The sequence below is a fragment of the Aeromonas sp. MTB genome (assembly GCF_056632455.1).
Genome location: NZ_CP147026.1, coordinates 3893167 through 3911851 on the forward strand (window position 1 = coordinate 3893167; position 18685 = coordinate 3911851).

The window sequence follows — 18685 nt, forward strand, 5'->3', positions numbered from 1 at the left end:
CCCCTCCCGGTCACTAGTGATGCTGCCAGCGCCGCAGCAGTCGGCCGCGCAGGCCGCAATCGAGCAGCCAGCTGTTGTCAAATACCCGCAACAGCGCCTGCTTGGCGTGGCGGGACATGGCGACGGCGTGAAAACGGGTCTGGCGCTGGCGATAGCGGTTCATCTGATCGAGCAGGGGATGAGGCAGGCTCTGGGCGATAAAGTCGGAGATGACCAGCACATCCGCCTTGGCAAAGGCGGGATCATCGAGCTTGGCCAGCGCTTTTTCCAAGCAGGGCACCAGATCGGTACCGCCGTGAAAACTCATGGAGAGGAAGCGCTCCGCCTTGTCCAGCCCGGTATCTGCGGTGATCTCGAGGGTCGCCACCTCGGTGGAGAAGAGCATCAGGTAGCAGCCGCGCTTCTCATCCATCGCCACCTTGAGCAACGCCAGAAACAGCGCCTTGGCACACTCCTCGGGATATCCCCCCATAGAGCCCGAAGTATCGACGCAGACGATAAAGGGCCCCCGTTGCTGCAACTGCTGCCCCCCCTGCTCCGGGGTGCGCAGCATGATGCGTTGACGCGGCAAGGTGCCACGTGACTGGTAGCTGAGCAGACGCCGCTCCAGATAGCGGCGATAGAACTCCAGCTCCAGCTCCGGTAGCCCCAGCATCACCGCCTCGCTTGGCAGCAGCCGCATCAGATCGTTCGCCTGATGGATCCCCACCAGATCGTCCGGCACATCGTCGCTGGGTGCTGGCTCCAACTCCAGCACCTGAACCGGCGGCACAGGTTGCTCCTGCGCCCGCCGATCCCGCTCGCTGCGCCCTAGCAGACCGGCAATCTCCGCCAGCAAAGGCTCGCGCTGCAACATGCGGGCGTATTGCTTGACCAGCACCAGACTGCGCTTGTGCCAGTGCCCCTGAGCCAGATCCCACAAACCACCGGCGGAGATCTGGTTGGGATCAAGGGCATCGGCCAGGGTGCGGCTCGCCAGCAGCTGATCTTCAATCTCCTGACGCTGCTTCTCCCGCTCCGCTTCGGCGATCTGCTGCTGCAGTTGCAGCAGGCTCCCCACCAGACTGGCGCGCCACTTGTCGATAAAGAGCTGGCGCAGCCCCTCGGTGGGGTGGGCCGTCAGCTGACGCACCAAGGAGCGGGCCTCACCGGCGAAGGGGCTGTACTGCTCCAGCGATTCCAGCAAGCCGGGCAGGCGACCAATCAGCTCGGTCATCGGCAGTTGCCGATGCGCCTGATAGAGCAGGTACTCCTGCTCCAGCGCCACCGGCACCGGCTTGTGACGGATCTCCTCACCAAGCTGCTCGCCCCAACTCTGCAGGCGCTTTTTCAGCAGCTTGCCCTGTAGCGGGGAGCGTTTGATAAATTCGGAAATCTTGGGTGAGGCCGCCAACAGGAGCGCCACCTCACCCGCAAGCTCCCCTTCGCCAATCAGGAGCCCCAGATCCAGCATGCCGATCTCAAGCATGAGCGCTCCTTACTCGTCCAGCCTTGGCAACCGCTCGCGCCACTGGGTCAGCTCGCTGCGCAGCAGTTCGAGATCCCGGTTCAGCACAAAGAAGCTGTCTTCCACCTGCTGCAGCCAGCGCTGGGCGATAAAGAGGTGTTGCTGGTGACGTTCGAACAGGCTGCGCTGCTGTTTGAGCTCCTGCATCACCTTGCCGACCTGAACCAGCTGCTCGTCGAGCGACTGCAACCAGGGCGCCAGCACCACCTCGGGGATGGCGTTGCGCTCCATCAGCACCAACGGGATCTGCTGGCGCTGGATATCGAGCACCTGCAGCCGCAGCTCATCGTCCAGCACCAGCTCGTAATGCCCCTCTTTCGGGTTGCCGAACTCATAACCCACCAGCGCCTCACCGGTCGGATGCCAGTGGGAGAGCAAGGTGCGATCGAACACCAGGGTGCGGGTGAGGCGTTCGGGATCGCTGCCATCCAGCGGCGCCGGGGTGAGCAGATGGAAGTGCACCTGCTTGCCAAAGGGTCTGGCATTGGCGAGCGGGATCTCGATGCCCCGAGCCCGCCGACCAAACCACTGCTTGCGTTGCCGGGCCTTTGTGCAAAGGCGCTGAGCCACGCTCTGTTTGAGCTGTTTGAACTGATCCCGCAACGCCAGCAGCTGACGGGTCATCGCCAGTTGCTGATAGCCGTAAAGGCGGGAAAACTCGGTCATCATCTCCAGCAGGGCGGTGCGGGACTCCTCGTCATGCCAGAGACAATCCTTGAACAGCAGCAGATCTACCGGTGCGACCTCATCGCGGCCATTGAAGAAAGCGCTCGCCTTGATAAGCCGTACCGCCTTCTTCCAGCGACGATCCGACACATAGCAGCGATGGGCCAGCTGGCTGTCGAGCTGCTGGCGCAGCTGATAGATGAGCTCGAAACAGGCATCCGGCAGGCGCACCTGCTCAATCTGGCTCTGCCACAGCTCGTACTCATCCCCCCGGATCTGCAGGGATTCCGGCAAGTTCTGGTGGGCGTGGCCATCGCTGGCCAGCATGGATTGAAAGTTGGCTTTCTCCTGCACCCGGTCCATCCAGATCCGCACCAGCATCCGGTCGTAGAGCGCTTCCAGCCCGCTGTCCGGTGCCGGCAGCTCGTTGGAGGCAGTCACCAGCAAGCGCATCGGGATGGGGTGCTGGCTGTCTCCGTTGCGAAACTGCCGCTCGTTGATGGCGGTGAGCAGGGTGTTGAGGATGGCGGGACCTGCCTTCCAGATCTCGTCGAGGAACACCACTTCGGCCTCAGGCAGATAACCTGTGGTGAGACGCAGATATTTGCCATCCTCTTTCAGCGCCTGAATGGAGAGGGGGCCAAACACCTCCTCCGGCGTACTGAAACGGGTCATCAGGTATTCAAAGTGGCGGGCGTCGTGAAAGGCCAGCTTGAGGCGGCGGGCAATCAGGCTCTTGGCAATACCGGGTGGCCCCAGCAAGAAGACACTCTCACCGCTGAGGGCAGCCAGCAGACCGAGGCGCAAGGCATCCTGCCGTTCGTAGAGTCCCTCACCGAGGGCGGCCAGCAGCCGGGGCAAGCGCTCCTGGATGGGAATAAGACGCGCAGGGTTCTGGGCTTGAGCTAAAGACGACATAGAGAGTGTTCCGAAGCTGGGATGATGTTAGCCCCAAGGTGCGATATCCATTTGCTCGACCTTGGGTTTTGTCTTGTTATGATGTTTATTCTGGTATCTCTTGCCGCACAATACCCGCCTCTGGCAGGGAAAAACGCAAGGGCAGTGCGATACCGTATCGGCAGCGTGCTGCGCCCATCCATAGCCAGTGTCGTGATGAGTACCATGCCCGCATGCGCCAGATGATGCGTTGCAAAGGGTGCAGCAAAAGCGGTTCGAGTGTACCCTGCGCAACACAATTTTCCCCAATGCAGATCAAGAGTGAGTCGCCTCAAATGCAAGATCCCGTTCGTCAGAGCATGTTGGCCCGCATGGGCATTCAAAGCTGGCAACTGCGTCGTCCGGCATTGCTGGGCGCAGCTCCCGCTCCCGAGCTTGCGCAAGATGCCGTGCAGCCCGACCAGACAGCACCGGCCACCCGCGCTCCGCTACCCAGCGGCAAACTCTGGCTGCTGGCGCCTCAGCTGCCTGCCACCACGCTGCTGGCGGATATCTGCCAGTTGCTCGGCATGACCCCCGACGAGGTCTCACTGCTCAGCGAGCTGCCGCCTGCCGATCTGCAAACGGCGGGCGCCTCCCCTCTGCTCTGGCTGACGGAGGCCAACCCCGCGCAGCCAAATGCGCTGATCTGCCCGCTCACCCCCAGCGCCGCGCAAAAGCGCGCCCTGTGGCAACAACTGCGCCAACACCTTGCGGCCAACGCGGCGTGATCCTGCATCATGCCGCCAAGTCCCACTGTGATGCCGCTCTTTTTACCTGATTTTACAAATGCCGCCTCTGCCAACCCCAGTGCCCAACATCTTGCCATCCGGAGCCCCCATGCCTGAGTTTCGTCCCCTGCTCAAGAGCGATTTCGACCTTGTCTACCCCATCGAGCAAGCCGCCCACAAGGAGCCGTGGAGTGAGGCCAACCTGCTCTCCTGCTTCGGTCCTCGCTATCTCAACGGCTTGATGCTGGTCGATGGTCGCCCGGCGGGCTTCTATATCTCGGATCTGGTGGCCGGTGACAGCTCGCTGATGAATATCTGCGTGCATCCGGCGTTTCAGGGCAAGGGGTTGGGACGGGCGCTGTTGCAAGCCTATCTGGCGCGCAGCAAGCAAGCCGGGGCTGAGGCCTGGTTTCTCGAGGTGCGGGCCGGTAACCAGACCGCCATCAACCTCTACGAGAGCGCCGGTTTTGCCGAGTATTGCCGCCGCGCCGACTACTACGGCACCGGCAACGACAGGGAAGATGCGGTGCTGATGTCGCGACTGTTCGATTTCGGCTGATCCAGCCTGTTCGTCGCGCCCAAGCCTTTTGTCCCCCCTCAATCGAGGGGGGCGTTGCCCAGCGCGGGATCCTGCAAGGCCAGGGTGGTATGCACCACCGCCTCGAATCCGGCACCGGAGAGCGGCATATAGAAGCCCCGCTGCCAGGTTTTCCCCGGCATCCAGATCTGGTCGATATCCACCACTATCTTGATGGGTCTGAGGGGCTGGCCCGGCTGCTGGATATAGATGCCGGGCGGTGTGGCGACTTTGGGAAAGCGGCGCAGGATCTGCTCGCTGCCATCCCCCTTGCCCGGGTTGAGCCGCACCTTCACCAGCCGGGCAAGCGGGCCAGCCATCTCCTTGCTCTGCCAGAATTTCTTCTCCAGATCGCCGCAGCGGCGGCACTTGGGGGTCTCCAGCACATAGAGCAGCGGATAGCCCAACGCCAGCGCCTGTTGCTGCGCCTGCTGATACCCCTCGGCCCCCTGATACCAGGGATTGGCGGGCCCCTGTGATGACGTTCCGGCAAAGAACCAAAACGCAGCCCCCCCCACCACCATCAGCCCGACCGCGGCCAACGCCCCTTTCACCCACAGATTCATATCGTTAACCCTCTCTCTGCCTCCTAGCAGTATCGGCCAGTTTGCGCAAAGGGAGAGCTATTTGCGCTCTTTGTGATCCAAGACAAACGGCGAACACTTGTAAGCCGTAATGTTGGAGTTTAAACTCTAGCCCGATTTTTAGTGCCCTCGCGGGCGTACAACTGTAATTAAAGGATGTTTAACTGATGCCGAAGCTTCATCTGGTTCGACTGATGCGTGAACGTATTGCCCAGCTTGGCAACAAGGCTGCCCTGCGGGTTCAGCAAGATGGCCAGTGGCGCGCCATCGGCTGGCGTACTCTGGGCCAAGCCATGGACTACTGCGCACAGGCGCTGATCCGTGCCGGCCACCAGCCAACCGAAATGGTCGGCATCTATGCCCGCAATATGCCGGAGTGGACCCAGGCCGATCTCGGCATCCTTGCCGCCCGCGGTGTCAGCGTCCCTATCTACCCCACCAGCACGCTCGATCAGCTGCGCTACATCGTCAAAGATGCCGGCATCAAGGTACTGTTCGTTGGCGAACAACCTCAGTTCGATCAGGCGCTGCAACTGATTGAAAGCGGCGAGATCCGCCAGCTCATCGCCCTCGACGGCAGCGTCAACCTGCGCGGCTGCGAGCAGGCGAGCCACTTCCAGACATTTCTGGTCTCCGGCAACCATCAGCCCAGCGAGCAAGAGCTGCGAGTACGGGAAACCCAGTACCGGATGGATGATCTGCTGACCCTGATCTACACCTCCGGCACCACAGGCGAGCCCAAGGGGGTGATGCTCGACTTCAGCAACATCGCCGCCTGTTTCGAGATGCACAACAGCCGCCTCGACCTCAATCAGCAGGATGTTTCGCTCTGCATGCTGCCGCTCAGCCACGTGTTCGAGCGGGCCTGGAGCTACTACGTGCTCTACTGTGGTGCCGAGAACGTCTATATCCGCGATCCGCAGAAGGTGATGGATGTGATTGGCGAGGTGCAGCCGACCGTGATGTGCGCCGTGCCGCGCCTCTACGAGAAGGCCTATGCCATGATCCAGGCCAAAGTTGCTCAGGCTCCGGCTCTGCGTCGCGCCCTGTTTGGCTGGGCGACCAAGGTCGGAAAACAGATGGTTGCCACCCGTCAGGCGGGCAAGTCCGCTTCCCTGCTGCTCTACGGCCAGCTCTGGCTCGCCGAGCGACTGGTGTTTCGCAAGCTGCGCGCCCGCTTCGGCGGTCGTACCCGCTTCCTGCCAGTGGCGGGCGCCCGCTTGGCCGACGATGTGAACCTCTTCTTCCAGGCGATGGGGCTCAATCTCAAGTACGGCTACGGCATGACCGAAACCACCGCCACCGTCTGCTGCTACGAAGACAGCCAGTTCAAGCTCGGCTCCATCGGCACGGCACTCAACGGCATCGAGGTGAAGCTGGGTGAGAACAACGAACTGCTGGTGCGCTCCCCCACAGTGATGCGCGGCTACTACAACAAGCCGGACGCGACTGCCGAAGTGATGACCGAAGATGGCTTCCTGCGTACCGGCGATGCCGGTGAGCTCGACAGCCAGGGCAATATCTACTTCACCGAGCGCCTCAAGGAGCTGATGAAGACCTCCAACGGCAAGTACGTGGCACCGCAGCTGGTGGAAGGGACCATCGGCAAGGATCGCTTTATCGAGCAGATCGCCATCGTCGCCGATGCCCGCCACTTCGTCTCTGCGCTGATCGTCCCCTGCTTCGAGTCGCTGGAGGAGTACGCCCGCTCCATCAACCTGCAGTACCAGTGCAAGACCGAGCTGCTGCGCCACTCCCGGGTGATGGAGTTCTTCGAAGCACGCATCGCCGACTTGCAAAAAGAGCTGGCCAAGTTCGAGCAGGTGAAGAAGTTCACCCTGCTGCCGAGCGCCTTCTCCATGGAGCTGGGTGAACTGACCCCCACCATGAAGCTGCGCCGCAAGATCATCGAGGCAAAATACCAGAGCGAAATCGAGGCCATGTACAACCACGTCTGATATCGCTCAGGTTCAGAGGAATAAAAAAGCCGCTCACTCGAGCGGCTTTTTGTTGGCACTTTGGTTGGTACGAAGCCGCCTTCAGGCCGTGGTGGTACTGGTTCCGAAGTAGTCGGCCAGGAAGTCATCGAACGACAGGCTGTCACTGCGCTCGCGTTCGCGCTGCTTGGCCAGCGAATCCTTCGCCTCACCGGCAAAGTAGGCCTCATCCCAGTACTGCAGCTCCCCTGCCAGCAGCTCCTCGCGATAGCGGGTCGCCAGCTTGTCGCCGTAGCAGCCGTTGTCCTTGCCACTCTCCAGCAGTTCCTTGAGCATGCGGGCGGAGTAGGTGAGCTCGGGATTGAGCAGCTTCTCCCGATGCATCGCCAGCGTCTCGCGATAGCGGTTGCGGCCGCAGCAGCGATCCAGCAGATCGGCAACCTGAGCCAGCTCGTCGAACAGTTTGAGGCCGTACTCTTTTAGGCCAATGGCATTGCCCTGCTCATCTTCCAGCGTCAGGCCGGGACGACGCCCTTCCAGCACCACCTTGTTCTGGTTGCGGCGGTTGCGGGCAATCTCCTCGTCACTCAGCACCGGAGAGGGGCACAGCAGGCACCAGACCAGGAACAGGTCGAAGAAGCGGATCTGATCTGCGTCGATGCCGAGCGGGGTGAAGGGGTTGACGTCCACGGTGCGCAGCTCGATGTATTCGATGCCGCGCTGATCCAGCGCATCCGAGGGCTTCTCGCCACTGCGCGGGGTGCGCTTGGGGCGGATCGGGGCGTAGAGCTCATTCTCCAGCTGCAACACGTTGTCGTTAAGCTGACGATACTCCCCATCCACCTTGACCCCGATCTTGGCAAAGTCGGGATTGTGGGTGTTGATGGCGCGGCGCAGGCTGCTGACATAGGCCGGCAGATTGTCGTGGCTGATCTTGAGCCCAGCCTGGGCGCTGTTGGTGTAACCGAGATCGGAGAGACGCAGCGCGGTGGCGTAAGGCAGATAGAGGGTGCCCTTGCCGGTCTTCTCGAACGGCAGGTTGCTCTTGCGCCCTTTGAGGAAGGATTCGCAGATGGCCGGGGAGGCGCCGAACAGATAGGGCACCAGCCAGCCGAAGCGGTAGACGTTGCGAATAAGCCCCATGTACTTGTCGGAGATAAAGCGCTGGCTGCAGCACCCTTCGCATACCAGATCCTGCCACTCGCTCCAGAAGCTGTCGGGCATGGAGAAGTTGAAGTGCACCCCGGCGATCACCTGCATCAGGCTGCCGTAGCGGTTCTTCAAGCCCTGACGGTAGAGAGTCTTCATCTTGCCGATATTGGAGCTGCCGTACTGGGCCAGCCGGATGCTCTCTTCCCCGCCGACGAAGCAGGGCATGGAGAGCGGCCAAATCCGCTCGTCACCCAGATGCTGAATCACATGGTGATGGATGTCGCCGAGCTGCTCCATCAGGCTGTCGATGGAGTCGGTGGCCGGGGTGATGAACTCCAGCAGGCTCTCCGAGTAGTCGGTAGTGATATTGGGATGGGTCAGGGCCGAGCCCAGCGCCCGGGGATGGTCACTCTGGGCGAGTCGGCCATCCGGCGTGATGCGCAGGCATTCACGTTCGATCCCGCGCCGGATCCCCTTGAGCGCGGTGAGGCGCTCCGGTGATCCCAACGCATTCAGCAACTCGGTGAGCGACAAGCTTGTTGTAGTCATATTCACGGCTCATGTGAGGCCGCCCCATCCGGGGCGGCTCTTGATTTTTATAAAGCGTCAGTTACGGCAACTGCAGCGGATAGATGGGAAGATGAAGCTCCTTCAGGGGTTTTTCAAGCTTTTGCTTGTCTCCCACCACCACGATCACCATGTCGGCCGGATTGAGCCAACGGGCGGCACTGGCTTTCAGCGCCTCGGGCGACACCGTCTTGATCAGGTTGTTCTGGGCCTGCACATAGTCCGGTTTCAGGTCATACATCACCATCTGCAGCAGGAAGCCCGCCTTCTGGCCCAAGGTCTCGTAAGAGAGGGCATCCTGCTGGGAGACGGCGCTGCGCATATAGGCCAGCTCGACCGGGGTCGGGCCGCTCTTGCGGTAGTTGTCCATCTCCTTGAGGAACTGGCGGATGGCATCGACGGTTGCATCGGCCCGCACATTGGCGCCGGTGGCGAAGGTGCCTACCTCGCGGTTGGCGGAGAAACCGGAGCTGGCGCCGTAGGTGTAGCCCTTGTCTTCCCGCAGGTTGAGGTTGATGCGGCTGTTGAAGTTGCCACCCAGGTTGAAGTTCATCAGCCCGGCGGTGAAGTAATCCCCCGTGGTATCGAACGGCATGGCGCGACGACCGATACGGATCACCGACTGGGGCGCCCCCGGCTTGTCGACCAGATAGATACCTGGCTTGGCCTGCTCACCCTTGAGCTTGAGATCCCCCAGGGTCGGCGTGGCCCCCTTCCACTCGGTCAGGAAGCCAAGTTGCTCCTCGATCTGCTTCTGGCCCACATCACCGACCACCACCACTTTGGCGTTGGTGGGGTTGTAGTAGGCCTGATAGAAGTGCTTCACGTCCGCCAGGGTCAGCTTGGCCACATCGGCCGCAACCCCGTCGGTAGGTTGACCGAGGCGGTTCTGCTTGCCGTAGACCAGCTCGCGGAACGCCTGCCCGGCCAGCCACTCGGGCTGTTGCTGGGCCTGTTGCATCCCTTGCAGCAGTTGCGCCTTGACCCGCTCGAAGTCCGCCTCCCGCATGCCCGGGCGCTCCAGCACCTCGCGCACCAGCGCCAGCGTCTGGGGCAGCTTGTCCGCCAGCGAGCTGACGGTGATGAGGTTGTTGTACTGGGCGCTGGAGACATCGATGCTTGAGCCCAGCTTTTGCAGCTCGTCGCTCAGCTGAGCCTCGGTCAGGCGCACCGTGCCCTGCCCCATCATGGCGGCGGTCAGATTGGCCAGTCCAAGCTGCCCCTTATCTTCGGCACGAATGCCGCCTGGCAGGGCGATCATAATGGAGACGGCCGGGATCTCGTCACTCTTGGTACCGATGATCTCGATGTTCTTGTCGAGCTTGCCGTGCCAGATGGCAGGCACCTTGACGCTCACCGCCTCGCTCGCCTTGGGCTGCACGCTGCGATCGAAATTGTCTTTTACCGGTCGTTCGGCCAGCGCTTCGTCATGCTTGCTGTAATCCGGCAGCTCGCGCTTGGCGGGGGTAAAGTTCGGGGTGGCAACCTGCCACTCGGTCTTGCCCTTGGGCACCACGCTCAGCACCACCGCCGGCTTGCCTGCGATGAACTTGTCGTAGGCGGCCTTCACCTGCTCAGGTGTCACCTTGCCGATGGCATCGAGAGTCTTGAACACATAGTTGGGATCCTGGGCAAACACCTGACCCATGGCGAGCTGGCTCACCTTGCCGGAGACGCTATCCAGACCCCAAATGGCAGAGGCGCGATACTTGGCGATCGCCTTCTCCAGATCTTCCGGCTTGAGGCCGCGCTGGGCGAACTCGCCGATCACCTTGTCCACCGCCCCCTTGAGGGTCTTGAGGCTGCCATCCTGTGACGGGTTGGGATAGGCGTAGACGGTCAGGGTACAGGCCAGCTCTTCGCAGTAGTGGGACGCCCCCACATCGATCGCCTTGCCGGTTTTAACCAGCGACTGGTAGAGCATGGAGCTGGCGGAGCCGCCCAGCACGTCGGCAAACATGTCGAGCGCAGGCTCCTGCGGATCGCCAAGGGAGACAGTGGGATAGCTGATATAGAGCAGCGGCAGGTGCACCTTGTCCTGCAGCGTCACGTAGCGGGTCTCGGGCAGAGTCACCGGCTTTGGCGTCGGCTCGGCCACGTCCGGGCCGCGCGGGATGGCGCCGAAGTACTTCTCGATCCACTCGAGGGCCTGCTTGCTGTCAAAGTCGCCGCCCAGAGTCAAGGTGGCGTTGTTGGGGCCATACCAGCGCAGGAAGAACTGCTTGAGGTCGTTCACATCGACCCGGTCGAGATCTTCCACGTAACCGATAGGCTGCCAGGAGTATGGGTGAGTGCGCGGATAGAGCGTCTCCCCCACCTTCTCGCTCACCAGCCCGTACGGCTGGTTATCGACCCGCTGGGCCCGCTCGTTCTTGACGGTGGCGCGCTGGATCTCGAACTTCTTCTGGCTCACCGCATCGAGCAGGAAGCCCATCCGATCCGCCTCCAGCCAGAGCACTTTTTCCAGCTGGTTGGCAGGCACAGTCTCGTAGTAGTTGGTGCGGTCCTTGTTGGTGGTGCCATTCATATCACCACCGGCCTCGTTGATGATCCGCATATGCTCCTGATCACCGACGTGTTTCGAGCCCTGGAACATCATGTGCTCGAAGAAGTGGGCAAAACCGGACTTGCCGACCGTCTCGCGGGATGAACCGACGTGATAGGTCACATCGAGGTGCACCAGCGGATCTGAGCGGTCGGGGGCCAGGATCACGGTCAGGCCGTTGTCCAGCTTGTACATCTGGTAGGGGATGGCGAGCTTGCCCTCCTCCTTGCCCTGTTCGGCAATCAGGGTCGGTGCCGCCAGCACCGGCAGGGTGAAGCCCAGCAGAATCGTTAAAGGTATGACTTTGTTCACGGTAACCTCGTGAGTGACAAAAACAGGCTAGAAAATGTGACTGGCCAGCAGAAAAACCAGGGCATAACGGAACAATTTGCCGAGCCCGATCAGAATGAGAGAGCGCCAGAAGGAGAGGCGCAGCCAACCGGCCAACAGACAGAGACCATCACCGACCACCGGCGTCCAGGCAAGCAGCAGACACCAGTGACCATGTTGTTTGAGCCAGCCTAAGGCTTTTTGTTCCCCACGGCCTTGAAAATCTTCCGGTTTTTTCTTGAAGGTGGCGAGCCAGCCGAGCCACCAGGTGGTCATGGAGCCGAGGGTATTGCCCAGCGTCGCCCACAGCAGCAGGCTCGCCATGCTCCACTCCCCCTTGGCCGCCATGGCCCCCAGCAGCACTTCGGAGCTGCCGGGCAGCAGGGTGGCGGAGGTGAAGGCGCTTAAAAAGAGCCACCCCAGCCCCATCTCGGTAATGCCATTCATCCGGGCAGGCCATCGGCCGCAGGCATCCGCAGCAGCAGCTTGCCGCGCACATGGCCCCCTTCGATGGCCTGATGGGCCAGCGCCCCCTCGGCAAGGGGGAATTCACCGGCGAGGGTGACCTTCACCTCCCCCTGACGCAGCAGCATCAACATCTGACCCAGCTGCTTCTGGTCAGGGTGAACCAGCATGCCGACCACCTCGATACCCGCCGCAGCCCCTGCATCCTTGATCTGCTGGGCGGTAATGGTGGGCACCGTCACCAGACGGCCACCCGGCTTGACACAGGCCAACGCCGCCTTGCCGCTCTCACCGCCCACCAGATCCAGAACCAGATCGATCTGGCCGGCCTCTGTCACCACCCGTGCAGGCCAGTTCGCGTCGTGGTAATCCACCATCCAGCGCGCCCCCAGAGCATGCAGGAAGCCATGGTTGTCGGGGCTGGCGGTAGCCACCACCTCGGCGCCATAGGCGCTGGCAAACTGCACCGCAAGATGGCCGACCCCACCGGCCCCGGCGAGGATCAAGACCCGCTGACCGCTCTGGAGGCCGCCGTGCTCAAGCAGCCCCTGCCAGGCGGTGAGACCGGCCAGCGGCAGCGCCGCCCCCTGCTGAAGGCTCACCCCGTCGAGCTTGACCAGCTCGCTCTCGCTTGCCACCACAGACTCCCCGTAGCCACCGGCAGTGAGGGGAAACCCAACCATACCGCACACTCGATCCCCCTCGACCAGCGAGGTCACACCGGGGCCTACCTTCTCCACCACGCCGGAGATGTCATAACCCGGAGTCCAGGGCAACTTGTCCTTGTTCTGGGCCGCCGCCCAGCCAAGACCGGCGCGGGTTTTGGCATCGATGGGATTGACCCCCGCAAAGCAGATGCGTACCCGCACTTCGCCATCGGCTGGCACCTTATCGAGGGAAGGGTTGAGCTTGAGTACCGAGGGGTCACCGAATGCGGTAATCTGTAGTTGCGTCATTGCACAATCCATCCTGTTGATTGATCAAGGGTCAACAGAATAACAGCGAGGACACCATGGCTCGAATGTTTCTTATTCCTCTGTTGCTGGCACTGGGGTGGTGGGCATTTCTGCTCTACTTCCGCATCCCGCTCAAACAGGGGGCCAAGGGGTTTTACTGGATCATCGGCATCGGTGGCGGACTGGCCGCCTTCCTCAGCCTGATGATGGTGCTGACTCACTGAGTGCCACAGCCACTCGATAACGAAAAAGGCCACCGAGTTTCGGTGGCCTTCTCACTATCCGGGTTGCTGCTCCAGCGCCGGATTGAGGTAGTAGTGGCGATTGCTCCCCTGCCCCAGCACCCCTTGCGACAGCAGATGGTGGAACACCCGATCCACCTCCTCCAGCGAGAGTGACAAAGCCTGTGCCACCGAGCGTTTGCTGCACTTGAGCTCACCGCTCACCAGCGCACCGCGCACCTGCGCCAGCACCTCGGGGGCGGGCTCGGGCGGCAGCATGGGCTCGGGCTGGGCTGCCATCGCCAACGCCTCCTGCGCCTCTCTGCGAGCTTGCTCCTGCTGCCAGCGCCACATCCGGCGAAAGCGGTTCTCCTCGCCGATCAGGCTGACGAAAAAGGCACCGAACACGTCGAGTAGCACCGAGAGGAAGCAAACCAGCAGAAACTGTACCTGACTGATGCTCATCCCCACCCCGTCCGCCAGACTGCTCATCAGCCCCAACATGGAGGATTGTTCGTTGACCGGCTTGGCATCGCGCTGCTGACGCAGCTCATCCTGCTGCAAGCGCAGCTTGGTATTGGCGTGCTGCAACGAGGAGACGCCGCTAGAGATGCGCTCCAGCTCGATATATTTGCGGGCAGCCTCCTCGTTGAGCTGGATCTGCCGCTCGATGCTGGCGATCTGCTCGTCGAAACGGGCCAGTTCCCGTTCGTGGCGCGCCTGCTGGCTCAGTACCGTGTTGGTGGCGCTGTTGATGCCACCAATACTGCCGCCGATGGAGATGGCCGCCAGCACGCTGTAAAACAGCAGCGACCAGACAGCACCACTCAAATCCCGACGCGCCTTGCGCTCGCCGTACTCGTACCAGACGTAAAACTTGCCCAGTTCGAAGATGATGGCCAAGCCGCCGAACAGCCACTTCATCAGCGGGTTGTCATCGATGGAGAGGAACAGCAGCAGGGAGAAGATAATGGAAGCCAGAATGGCCAACCCGGTGAAACTGTATACCGTCGTCAGAGCAAACCACCCCTTGGGGTAGCGCAATGTAGAGGAGTCCTGTGTGGTCATGATGAAGGGGTGTGCTGTGCAGGAAAAGTTGGCTGCCGATTATAGTCGCCAGACTCGCCCAGAGAAGGGCAAATGACTGAATTCCTTCAGATTGGCAACCAGCTGCCCAGAGTGCGACCAAAACGGACAAATCGGCAGCAGAAAAGCGATACAATCCCTCCCTGACTTGATCATGTAGTGAGATGGGGAACAGTTCCGCCCGGGTTCAGCTCCGGTCTGTACACTCATCCACCGTTGCAATTATCCGAGGCCATCATGAACAGTAAGACCACTTTGCTACTCTCCCTTCTTCTGGTTACCGGCAACGCCGCAGCGACACAGCAATATCAAGAGAGCAGTGGCTCCGAATTCTCCGTCGATGAGCTTAAATTCAATCTGGACTGGGATGACAAGCAGTTTGGCTGGACCCAGAACGACTGCCTCACTCTGGATATCGGGGAGACCTCCTCCGTCGACTGCAAGGCGGTCAAATTCAATCTGGAAGATGAAGAGAATCGCAACCAGCCACCGAAAACCAACCAGGTCCCTGCCAACTCGCAGAGCGACCAGTAACAACAGGAGTACCCTTGCGATGACCCAAGCTAAACACAACCCCGTTATCCGGCGCGGCGCCCTGCTGCTTTCCCTGCTCATGGCGCACGGCATCGCGGTTGCGGCACCGCCAAGCAAAAATAGCGATGGCATCAAGATCTCCGGTGATGACATCAAGATCAATCTCGACTGGGATGACAAAGAGTACGACTGGTGGCAGGACAACTGTCTGGATCTTGGCATTGGCGACAGCCGGATCAAACTCAACTGCGACAAGATGGATGGCAAGTACCGGGATCACTACAACCGCAGCATCCACAGCGGCAATAACCCCGGGCAAGGTCACGACAAACAGAAGGATAAAAACAAGGGTAACGGCAAGAAGAACTGAACGCCCTCTCCTGATGCAACAGGGGCTTGGCGCCCCTGTGCTGATTGTTTACCAATAATTCTCCGCACTGATATTGCCCGGCGCACGCCTCAGATTCTTGGCCAACCCCAGCGCCAGCAAGGTCTGCTGGGTCTCTTTCACCATCTCCGGATTGCCACAGATCAGCACCTGACTCAGCTCGGGTAAGAACTCCAACCCTACCCGCTGCTGCAACTGGCCGCTGGCAATCGCTACCGGGATCCGCCCTGCCATTGCATCGGGCCAGGGCTCGCGGCTGACAAAGGGGACATAGCGAAAGCGCTCGCCATATTGCTCGGCAAAGCTGGCGATCAAATCCTGATAGCTCAGCTCCTCGCCTTTACGTACCCCATGCACCAGCACCAAATTCTCGAAACGGTTGAACGCCTCACCCTCGGCCAGCATGGAGAGGAAGGGGCCGATGGCTGTGCCGGTCGAGAGCAGCCAGAGATCGCGCCCGGCGGGCACCTCATCCAGCGTCAGAAAGCCGGTCGCCTGGGATTGCACCAGCAGGGTATCGCCTGCTTGCAGCGAGCCGAGCGAGGGAGTCAGCTCACCGCTCGGGATCTCGACCAGATAGAACTCGTGGTATGGCGCAGAGGGGGGATTGACGAAAGAGTAGGCGCGCTGAATGCGGCGATCGCCCTGCTCGAGGGCCAGCTTGGTGAATTGGCCTGCCTTGTAGGGGGCCAGCTCGGCCGCTACCCGCAGGGAGAACAGGGTGGGTGTCCATTCGATGCGTTCGATGACGCGACCTTCGACCCAAGCCATAGGGATCTCCTCCAGTGGAACAGAGCTTCACTCTACCCCCGGGCCGGAAAATAAAAAACCCGCGCAAGTGCGCGGGTTTTCTCTGCAACAGCGAATCGCTATTACAGGGCAACAACCTGGATCTGTACGGTTGCTTTAACGTCAGCGTGCAGCTGAACAGCAACTTCGTAGTCACCGGTGTTACGCAGAACGTTGCCCATGCGGACTTCGCTCTTGGCAACGGCTACGCCGGCAGCAGTGATGGCTTCAGCCACGTCACGGGTACCGATGGAACCGAACAGCTTGCCTTCGTCGCCAGACTTGGAAGCGATAACCACGGTAGCCAGTTCGGCCAGCTTGGCAGCACGCTCTTCAGCAGCAGCTTTGTTGGCAGCCAGTTTGGCTTCCAGCTCAGCGCGACGAGCACCGAAAGCTTCGATGTTGGCCTTGGTGGCCATAACAGCTTTGCCTTGCGGGATCAGGTAGTTACGGGCATAACCAGATTTCACGGAAACTTGGTCACCCAGACCGCCCAGTTTGGCGATTTTGTCGAGCAGGATAACTTGCATTACCTTTCCTCTATAAATTTCGTTGAGTTAGGCTTAAGTGCCGGGCCGATTCTTACTTGTTGTGCAGATCGGTGTACGGCAGCAGAGCCAGGTAACGAGCACGCTTGATGGCGCGTGCCAGCTGACGCTGATACTTGGCGCGGGTACCGGTGATACGGCTCGGTACGATCTTGCCAGATTCAGTGATGTAGTTTTTCAGAGTAACGATATCTTTGTAGTCGATCTCGGTAACGTTCTCGGCGGTGAAGCGGCAGAACTTACGACGACGGAAATAACGTGCCATGGCCTTTATCCTCTAGTCAGTGATCCAGAATTACTCTTCGGAAGCAGCTTCAGTAGCTTCTTCGCGGCGCTCGTCGTCACGACGGGTGAAGCGCTCTTCTTTGGCCTTGGCCATCGGAGAAACTTCAGTCACGGCGTGCTTGGTGCGCATGATCATGTTGCGGATAACGGCATCGTTGAAGCGGAAGTTGGTTTCCAGCTCATCGATAACGGCTTGCTCTGCTTCTACGTTCATCAGAACGTAGTGGGCTTTGTGCAGTTTGTCGATCGGGTAAGCCAGCTGACGGCGGCCCCAATCTTCCAGGCGATGAATGGTACCACCGGAGGTGGTGATGGCGCCGGTGTAACGCTCGATCATGCCGGGAACTTGCTCGCTCTGGTCCGGATGAACCATGAAGACGATTTCGTAATGACGCATTTTAGCTCCTTACGGATTAATTCAGCCTCCGCCCAGGTGCAGCCAGACCTCGGAGGCAAGGAACATAAAGGTGTTTAGTCGCTGCTTTTCTAGGGCGGCATATTGTACGAAATCACATCCCTCACTGCAACTGACCGCCTTAAATGTTTTTCCCGATGGAAATCATCAGAAACAACAATTGATAATGATTATCACTTAGATCTATTCTCTCTCCATATCCTTATGGAGGGTGATGCCATGCAACCCGCACTGACGACTACGATTCCAGCCCGCAAATTCAAGCTAACCCTGCTCGGGCCTGCCTTTATCGCCGCCATCGGCTATATCGACCCGGGCAACTTCGCCACCAATATTCAGGCGGGCTCTACCTTTGGCTACCAACTGCTCTGGGTAGTGGTATGGGCAAACTTGATGGCCATGCTGGTGCAGACCCTCTCGGCCAAACTCGGCATCGTCACCGGCAAGAATCTGGCGGAGCACATCCGCGACCGACTGCCAAAACCGGCGGTCTGGGCCTACTGGGTGCAGGCAGAGATCATCGCCATGGCCACCGACCTCGCCGAATTTATCGGCGCCGCAGTCGGCTTCAAGCTGCTGCTTGGCGTGACCTTGCTTGAAGGGGCCTGCATCACCGCCGTGGTGACCTGGGGGATCCTGATGTTGCAATCCCGCGGCCAGAAACCGCTGGAGTTCGTGGTCGGTGGCCTGTTGCTGTTTGTCGCGGCGGCCTACATCGTCGAGCTGATCTTCTCCCGCCCCCATCTGCCCAGCCTGCTGGAGGGCGCCCTCTTCCCCGGTCTGCCCAACAGCGATGCCGTCTATCTGGCCGCCGGTGTGCTCGGTGCTACCGTGATGCCCCACGTTATCTACCTGCACTCGGCACTGACCCAGCACACGCAGGATCAAGGTTCAGTCAGCCAGCGGCTGCACACCACCCGGGTCGATGTGGCGATTGCCATGACTATCGCCGGCTTCGTCAATCTGGCGATGATGGCGATGGCGGCCGCCGCGTTCCACAGCTCGGGCCACCAGCAGGTAGCGGAGCTGGAATCCGCCTACCAGACCCTCACTCCGCTGCTGGGTCAGGCAGCAGCCACCCTGTTTGGCCTCTCGCTGGTCGCCTCCGGCATCAGCTCTACCGTGGTGGGCACCCTGGCCGGGCAAGTGGTAATGCAGGGTTTTGTCCGCTTTACCATCCCGCTCTGGCTGCGACGCGCCATCACCATGGCTCCCGCCTTCGTGGTAATCGCTATGGGGCTCAACACCACCGAAATTCTGGTGTTGAGTCAGGTGATCCTGAGCTTTGGCATCGCGCTGGCCCTGATCCCGCTGTTGATGCTGACCGGCGATCGGGCGCTGATGGGGCAACATCGCAACCATCCGGTCACACAAGCCGTCGGCCGCCTTATCGTTGCGCTGGTGATCGGGCTCAATGCCTATCTGCTGGTCGCCATGATCTAGCGAACCGTAAAACCGAGAAGAGA

General features: G+C 60.6%; 19 protein-coding genes. 7 read left to right on the forward strand and 12 right to left on the reverse strand.

Going from position 1 to position 18685, the window contains the following annotated elements; all coding sequences use genetic code 11:
• Window positions 1-13: 13 nt before the first annotated feature.
• Window positions 14-1468: an ATPase RavA stimulator ViaA gene (viaA, locus tag WBR25_RS17735; protein WP_100646767.1), complete on the reverse strand. Its 1455-nt coding sequence runs from the start codon at window positions 1466-1468 to the stop codon at window positions 14-16.
• Between the two features lie 9 nt (window positions 1469-1477).
• Complete coding sequence (locus tag WBR25_RS17740; protein WP_479748789.1) at window positions 1478-3091, reverse strand: ATPase RavA domain-containing protein; 1614 nt, start codon at window positions 3089-3091, stop codon at window positions 1478-1480.
• Between the two features lie 314 nt (window positions 3092-3405).
• On the opposite strand from WBR25_RS17740, the gene WBR25_RS17745 reads away from it, so the two are divergent.
• Together WBR25_RS17745 and rimI are read left to right on the forward strand one after the other, a co-directional pair.
• Window positions 3406-3840: a DNA polymerase III subunit psi gene (locus WBR25_RS17745; RefSeq protein WP_479748791.1), complete on the forward strand. Its 435-nt coding sequence runs from the start codon at window positions 3406-3408 to the stop codon at window positions 3838-3840.
• 109 nt (window positions 3841-3949) lie between these two features.
• Window positions 3950-4399, forward strand: a complete 450-nt coding sequence (gene rimI, locus WBR25_RS17750) for a ribosomal protein S18-alanine N-acetyltransferase (protein WP_479748793.1) — start codon at window positions 3950-3952, stop codon at window positions 4397-4399.
• A gap of 38 nt (window positions 4400-4437) precedes the next feature.
• On the opposite strand, the gene WBR25_RS17755 is transcribed toward rimI, so the two are convergent.
• Window positions 4438-4941: a hypothetical protein gene (locus WBR25_RS17755; protein WP_479749917.1), complete on the reverse strand. Its 504-nt coding sequence runs from the start codon at window positions 4939-4941 to the stop codon at window positions 4438-4440.
• 227 nt (window positions 4942-5168) lie between these two features.
• Between WBR25_RS17755 and WBR25_RS17760 the strand changes: the two genes are divergently transcribed.
• Window positions 5169-6959, forward strand: a complete 1791-nt coding sequence (locus tag WBR25_RS17760; protein ID WP_040067503.1) for an AMP-dependent synthetase/ligase — start codon at window positions 5169-5171, stop codon at window positions 6957-6959.
• Between the two features lie 81 nt (window positions 6960-7040).
• Here WBR25_RS17760 and gshA read toward each other — a convergent pair whose 3' ends face one another.
• The 4 genes from gshA to WBR25_RS17780 form a co-directional block, all read right to left on the reverse strand.
• Window positions 7041-8639, reverse strand: a complete 1599-nt coding sequence (gshA, locus tag WBR25_RS17765) for a glutamate--cysteine ligase (RefSeq protein ID WP_479748795.1) — start codon at window positions 8637-8639, stop codon at window positions 7041-7043.
• 61 nt (window positions 8640-8700) lie between these two features.
• The gene (locus WBR25_RS17770) at window positions 8701-11514 is read right to left on the reverse strand and encodes a M16 family metallopeptidase (protein ID WP_479748797.1); all 2814 of its coding nucleotides are present in this window, start codon (window positions 11512-11514) and stop codon (window positions 8701-8703) included.
• A gap of 27 nt (window positions 11515-11541) precedes the next feature.
• Window positions 11542-11979, reverse strand: coding sequence for a YqaA family protein (locus tag WBR25_RS17775; RefSeq protein ID WP_005340498.1), 438 nt, complete (start codon window positions 11977-11979; stop codon window positions 11542-11544).
• On the reverse strand, window positions 11976-12953 hold the full coding sequence (locus WBR25_RS17780; RefSeq protein ID WP_479748799.1) for an NADP-dependent oxidoreductase: 978 nt from the start codon (window positions 12951-12953) through the stop codon (window positions 11976-11978). The genes WBR25_RS17775 and WBR25_RS17780 overlap by 4 nt, the downstream gene beginning before the upstream one ends.
• Before the next feature lie 56 nt (window positions 12954-13009).
• Between WBR25_RS17780 and WBR25_RS17785 the strand changes: the two genes are divergently transcribed.
• On the forward strand, window positions 13010-13177 hold the full coding sequence (locus WBR25_RS17785; RefSeq protein ID WP_005308905.1) for a hypothetical protein: 168 nt from the start codon (window positions 13010-13012) through the stop codon (window positions 13175-13177).
• 54 nt (window positions 13178-13231) lie between these two features.
• On the opposite strand, the gene WBR25_RS17790 is transcribed toward WBR25_RS17785, so the two are convergent.
• A complete protein-coding gene (locus WBR25_RS17790) occupies window positions 13232-14242 on the reverse strand; it encodes a Preprotein translocase subunit SecY (RefSeq protein ID WP_479748801.1) in 1011 nt (336 codons plus the stop codon).
• A 255-nt stretch (window positions 14243-14497) separates the two neighbouring features.
• Between WBR25_RS17790 and WBR25_RS17795 the strand changes: the two genes are divergently transcribed.
• Window positions 14498-14794: a hypothetical protein gene (locus WBR25_RS17795; protein WP_202003097.1), complete on the forward strand. Its 297-nt coding sequence runs from the start codon at window positions 14498-14500 to the stop codon at window positions 14792-14794.
• Window positions 14795-14813: 19 nt separating this feature from the next.
• Window positions 14814-15164, forward strand: a complete 351-nt coding sequence (locus WBR25_RS17800; RefSeq protein ID WP_042053367.1) for a hypothetical protein — start codon at window positions 14814-14816, stop codon at window positions 15162-15164.
• Window positions 15165-15212: 48 nt separating this feature from the next.
• Here WBR25_RS17800 and WBR25_RS17805 read toward each other — a convergent pair whose 3' ends face one another.
• The 4 genes from WBR25_RS17805 to rpsF all read right to left on the reverse strand — a co-directional run bounded on the left by WBR25_RS17805 (window position 15213) and on the right by rpsF (window position 17201).
• Window positions 15213-15953 carry a ferredoxin--NADP reductase gene (locus WBR25_RS17805; RefSeq protein ID WP_479748804.1) on the reverse strand — a complete coding sequence of 247 codons (741 nt, stop codon included), beginning with the start codon at window positions 15951-15953 and terminating at the stop codon, window positions 15213-15215.
• Window positions 15954-16054: 101 nt separating this feature from the next.
• The gene (rplI, locus tag WBR25_RS17810) at window positions 16055-16501 is read right to left on the reverse strand and encodes a 50S ribosomal protein L9 (RefSeq protein ID WP_005340490.1); all 447 of its coding nucleotides are present in this window, start codon (window positions 16499-16501) and stop codon (window positions 16055-16057) included.
• Window positions 16502-16553: 52 nt separating this feature from the next.
• Complete coding sequence (gene rpsR, locus WBR25_RS17815; protein ID WP_005308890.1) at window positions 16554-16784, reverse strand: 30S ribosomal protein S18; 231 nt, start codon at window positions 16782-16784, stop codon at window positions 16554-16556.
• A gap of 30 nt (window positions 16785-16814) precedes the next feature.
• A complete protein-coding gene (gene rpsF, locus WBR25_RS17820; RefSeq protein ID WP_005308887.1) occupies window positions 16815-17201 on the reverse strand; it encodes a 30S ribosomal protein S6 in 387 nt (128 codons plus the stop codon).
• A 237-nt stretch (window positions 17202-17438) separates the two neighbouring features.
• Here rpsF and WBR25_RS17825 point away from each other — a divergent pair, with 237 nt between their 5' ends.
• Entirely contained in the window at window positions 17439-18662 is a 1224-nt protein-coding gene (locus tag WBR25_RS17825) for an Nramp family divalent metal transporter (protein ID WP_005340487.1), read from the forward strand.
• The last annotated feature ends 23 nt before the right edge of the window (window positions 18663-18685 follow it).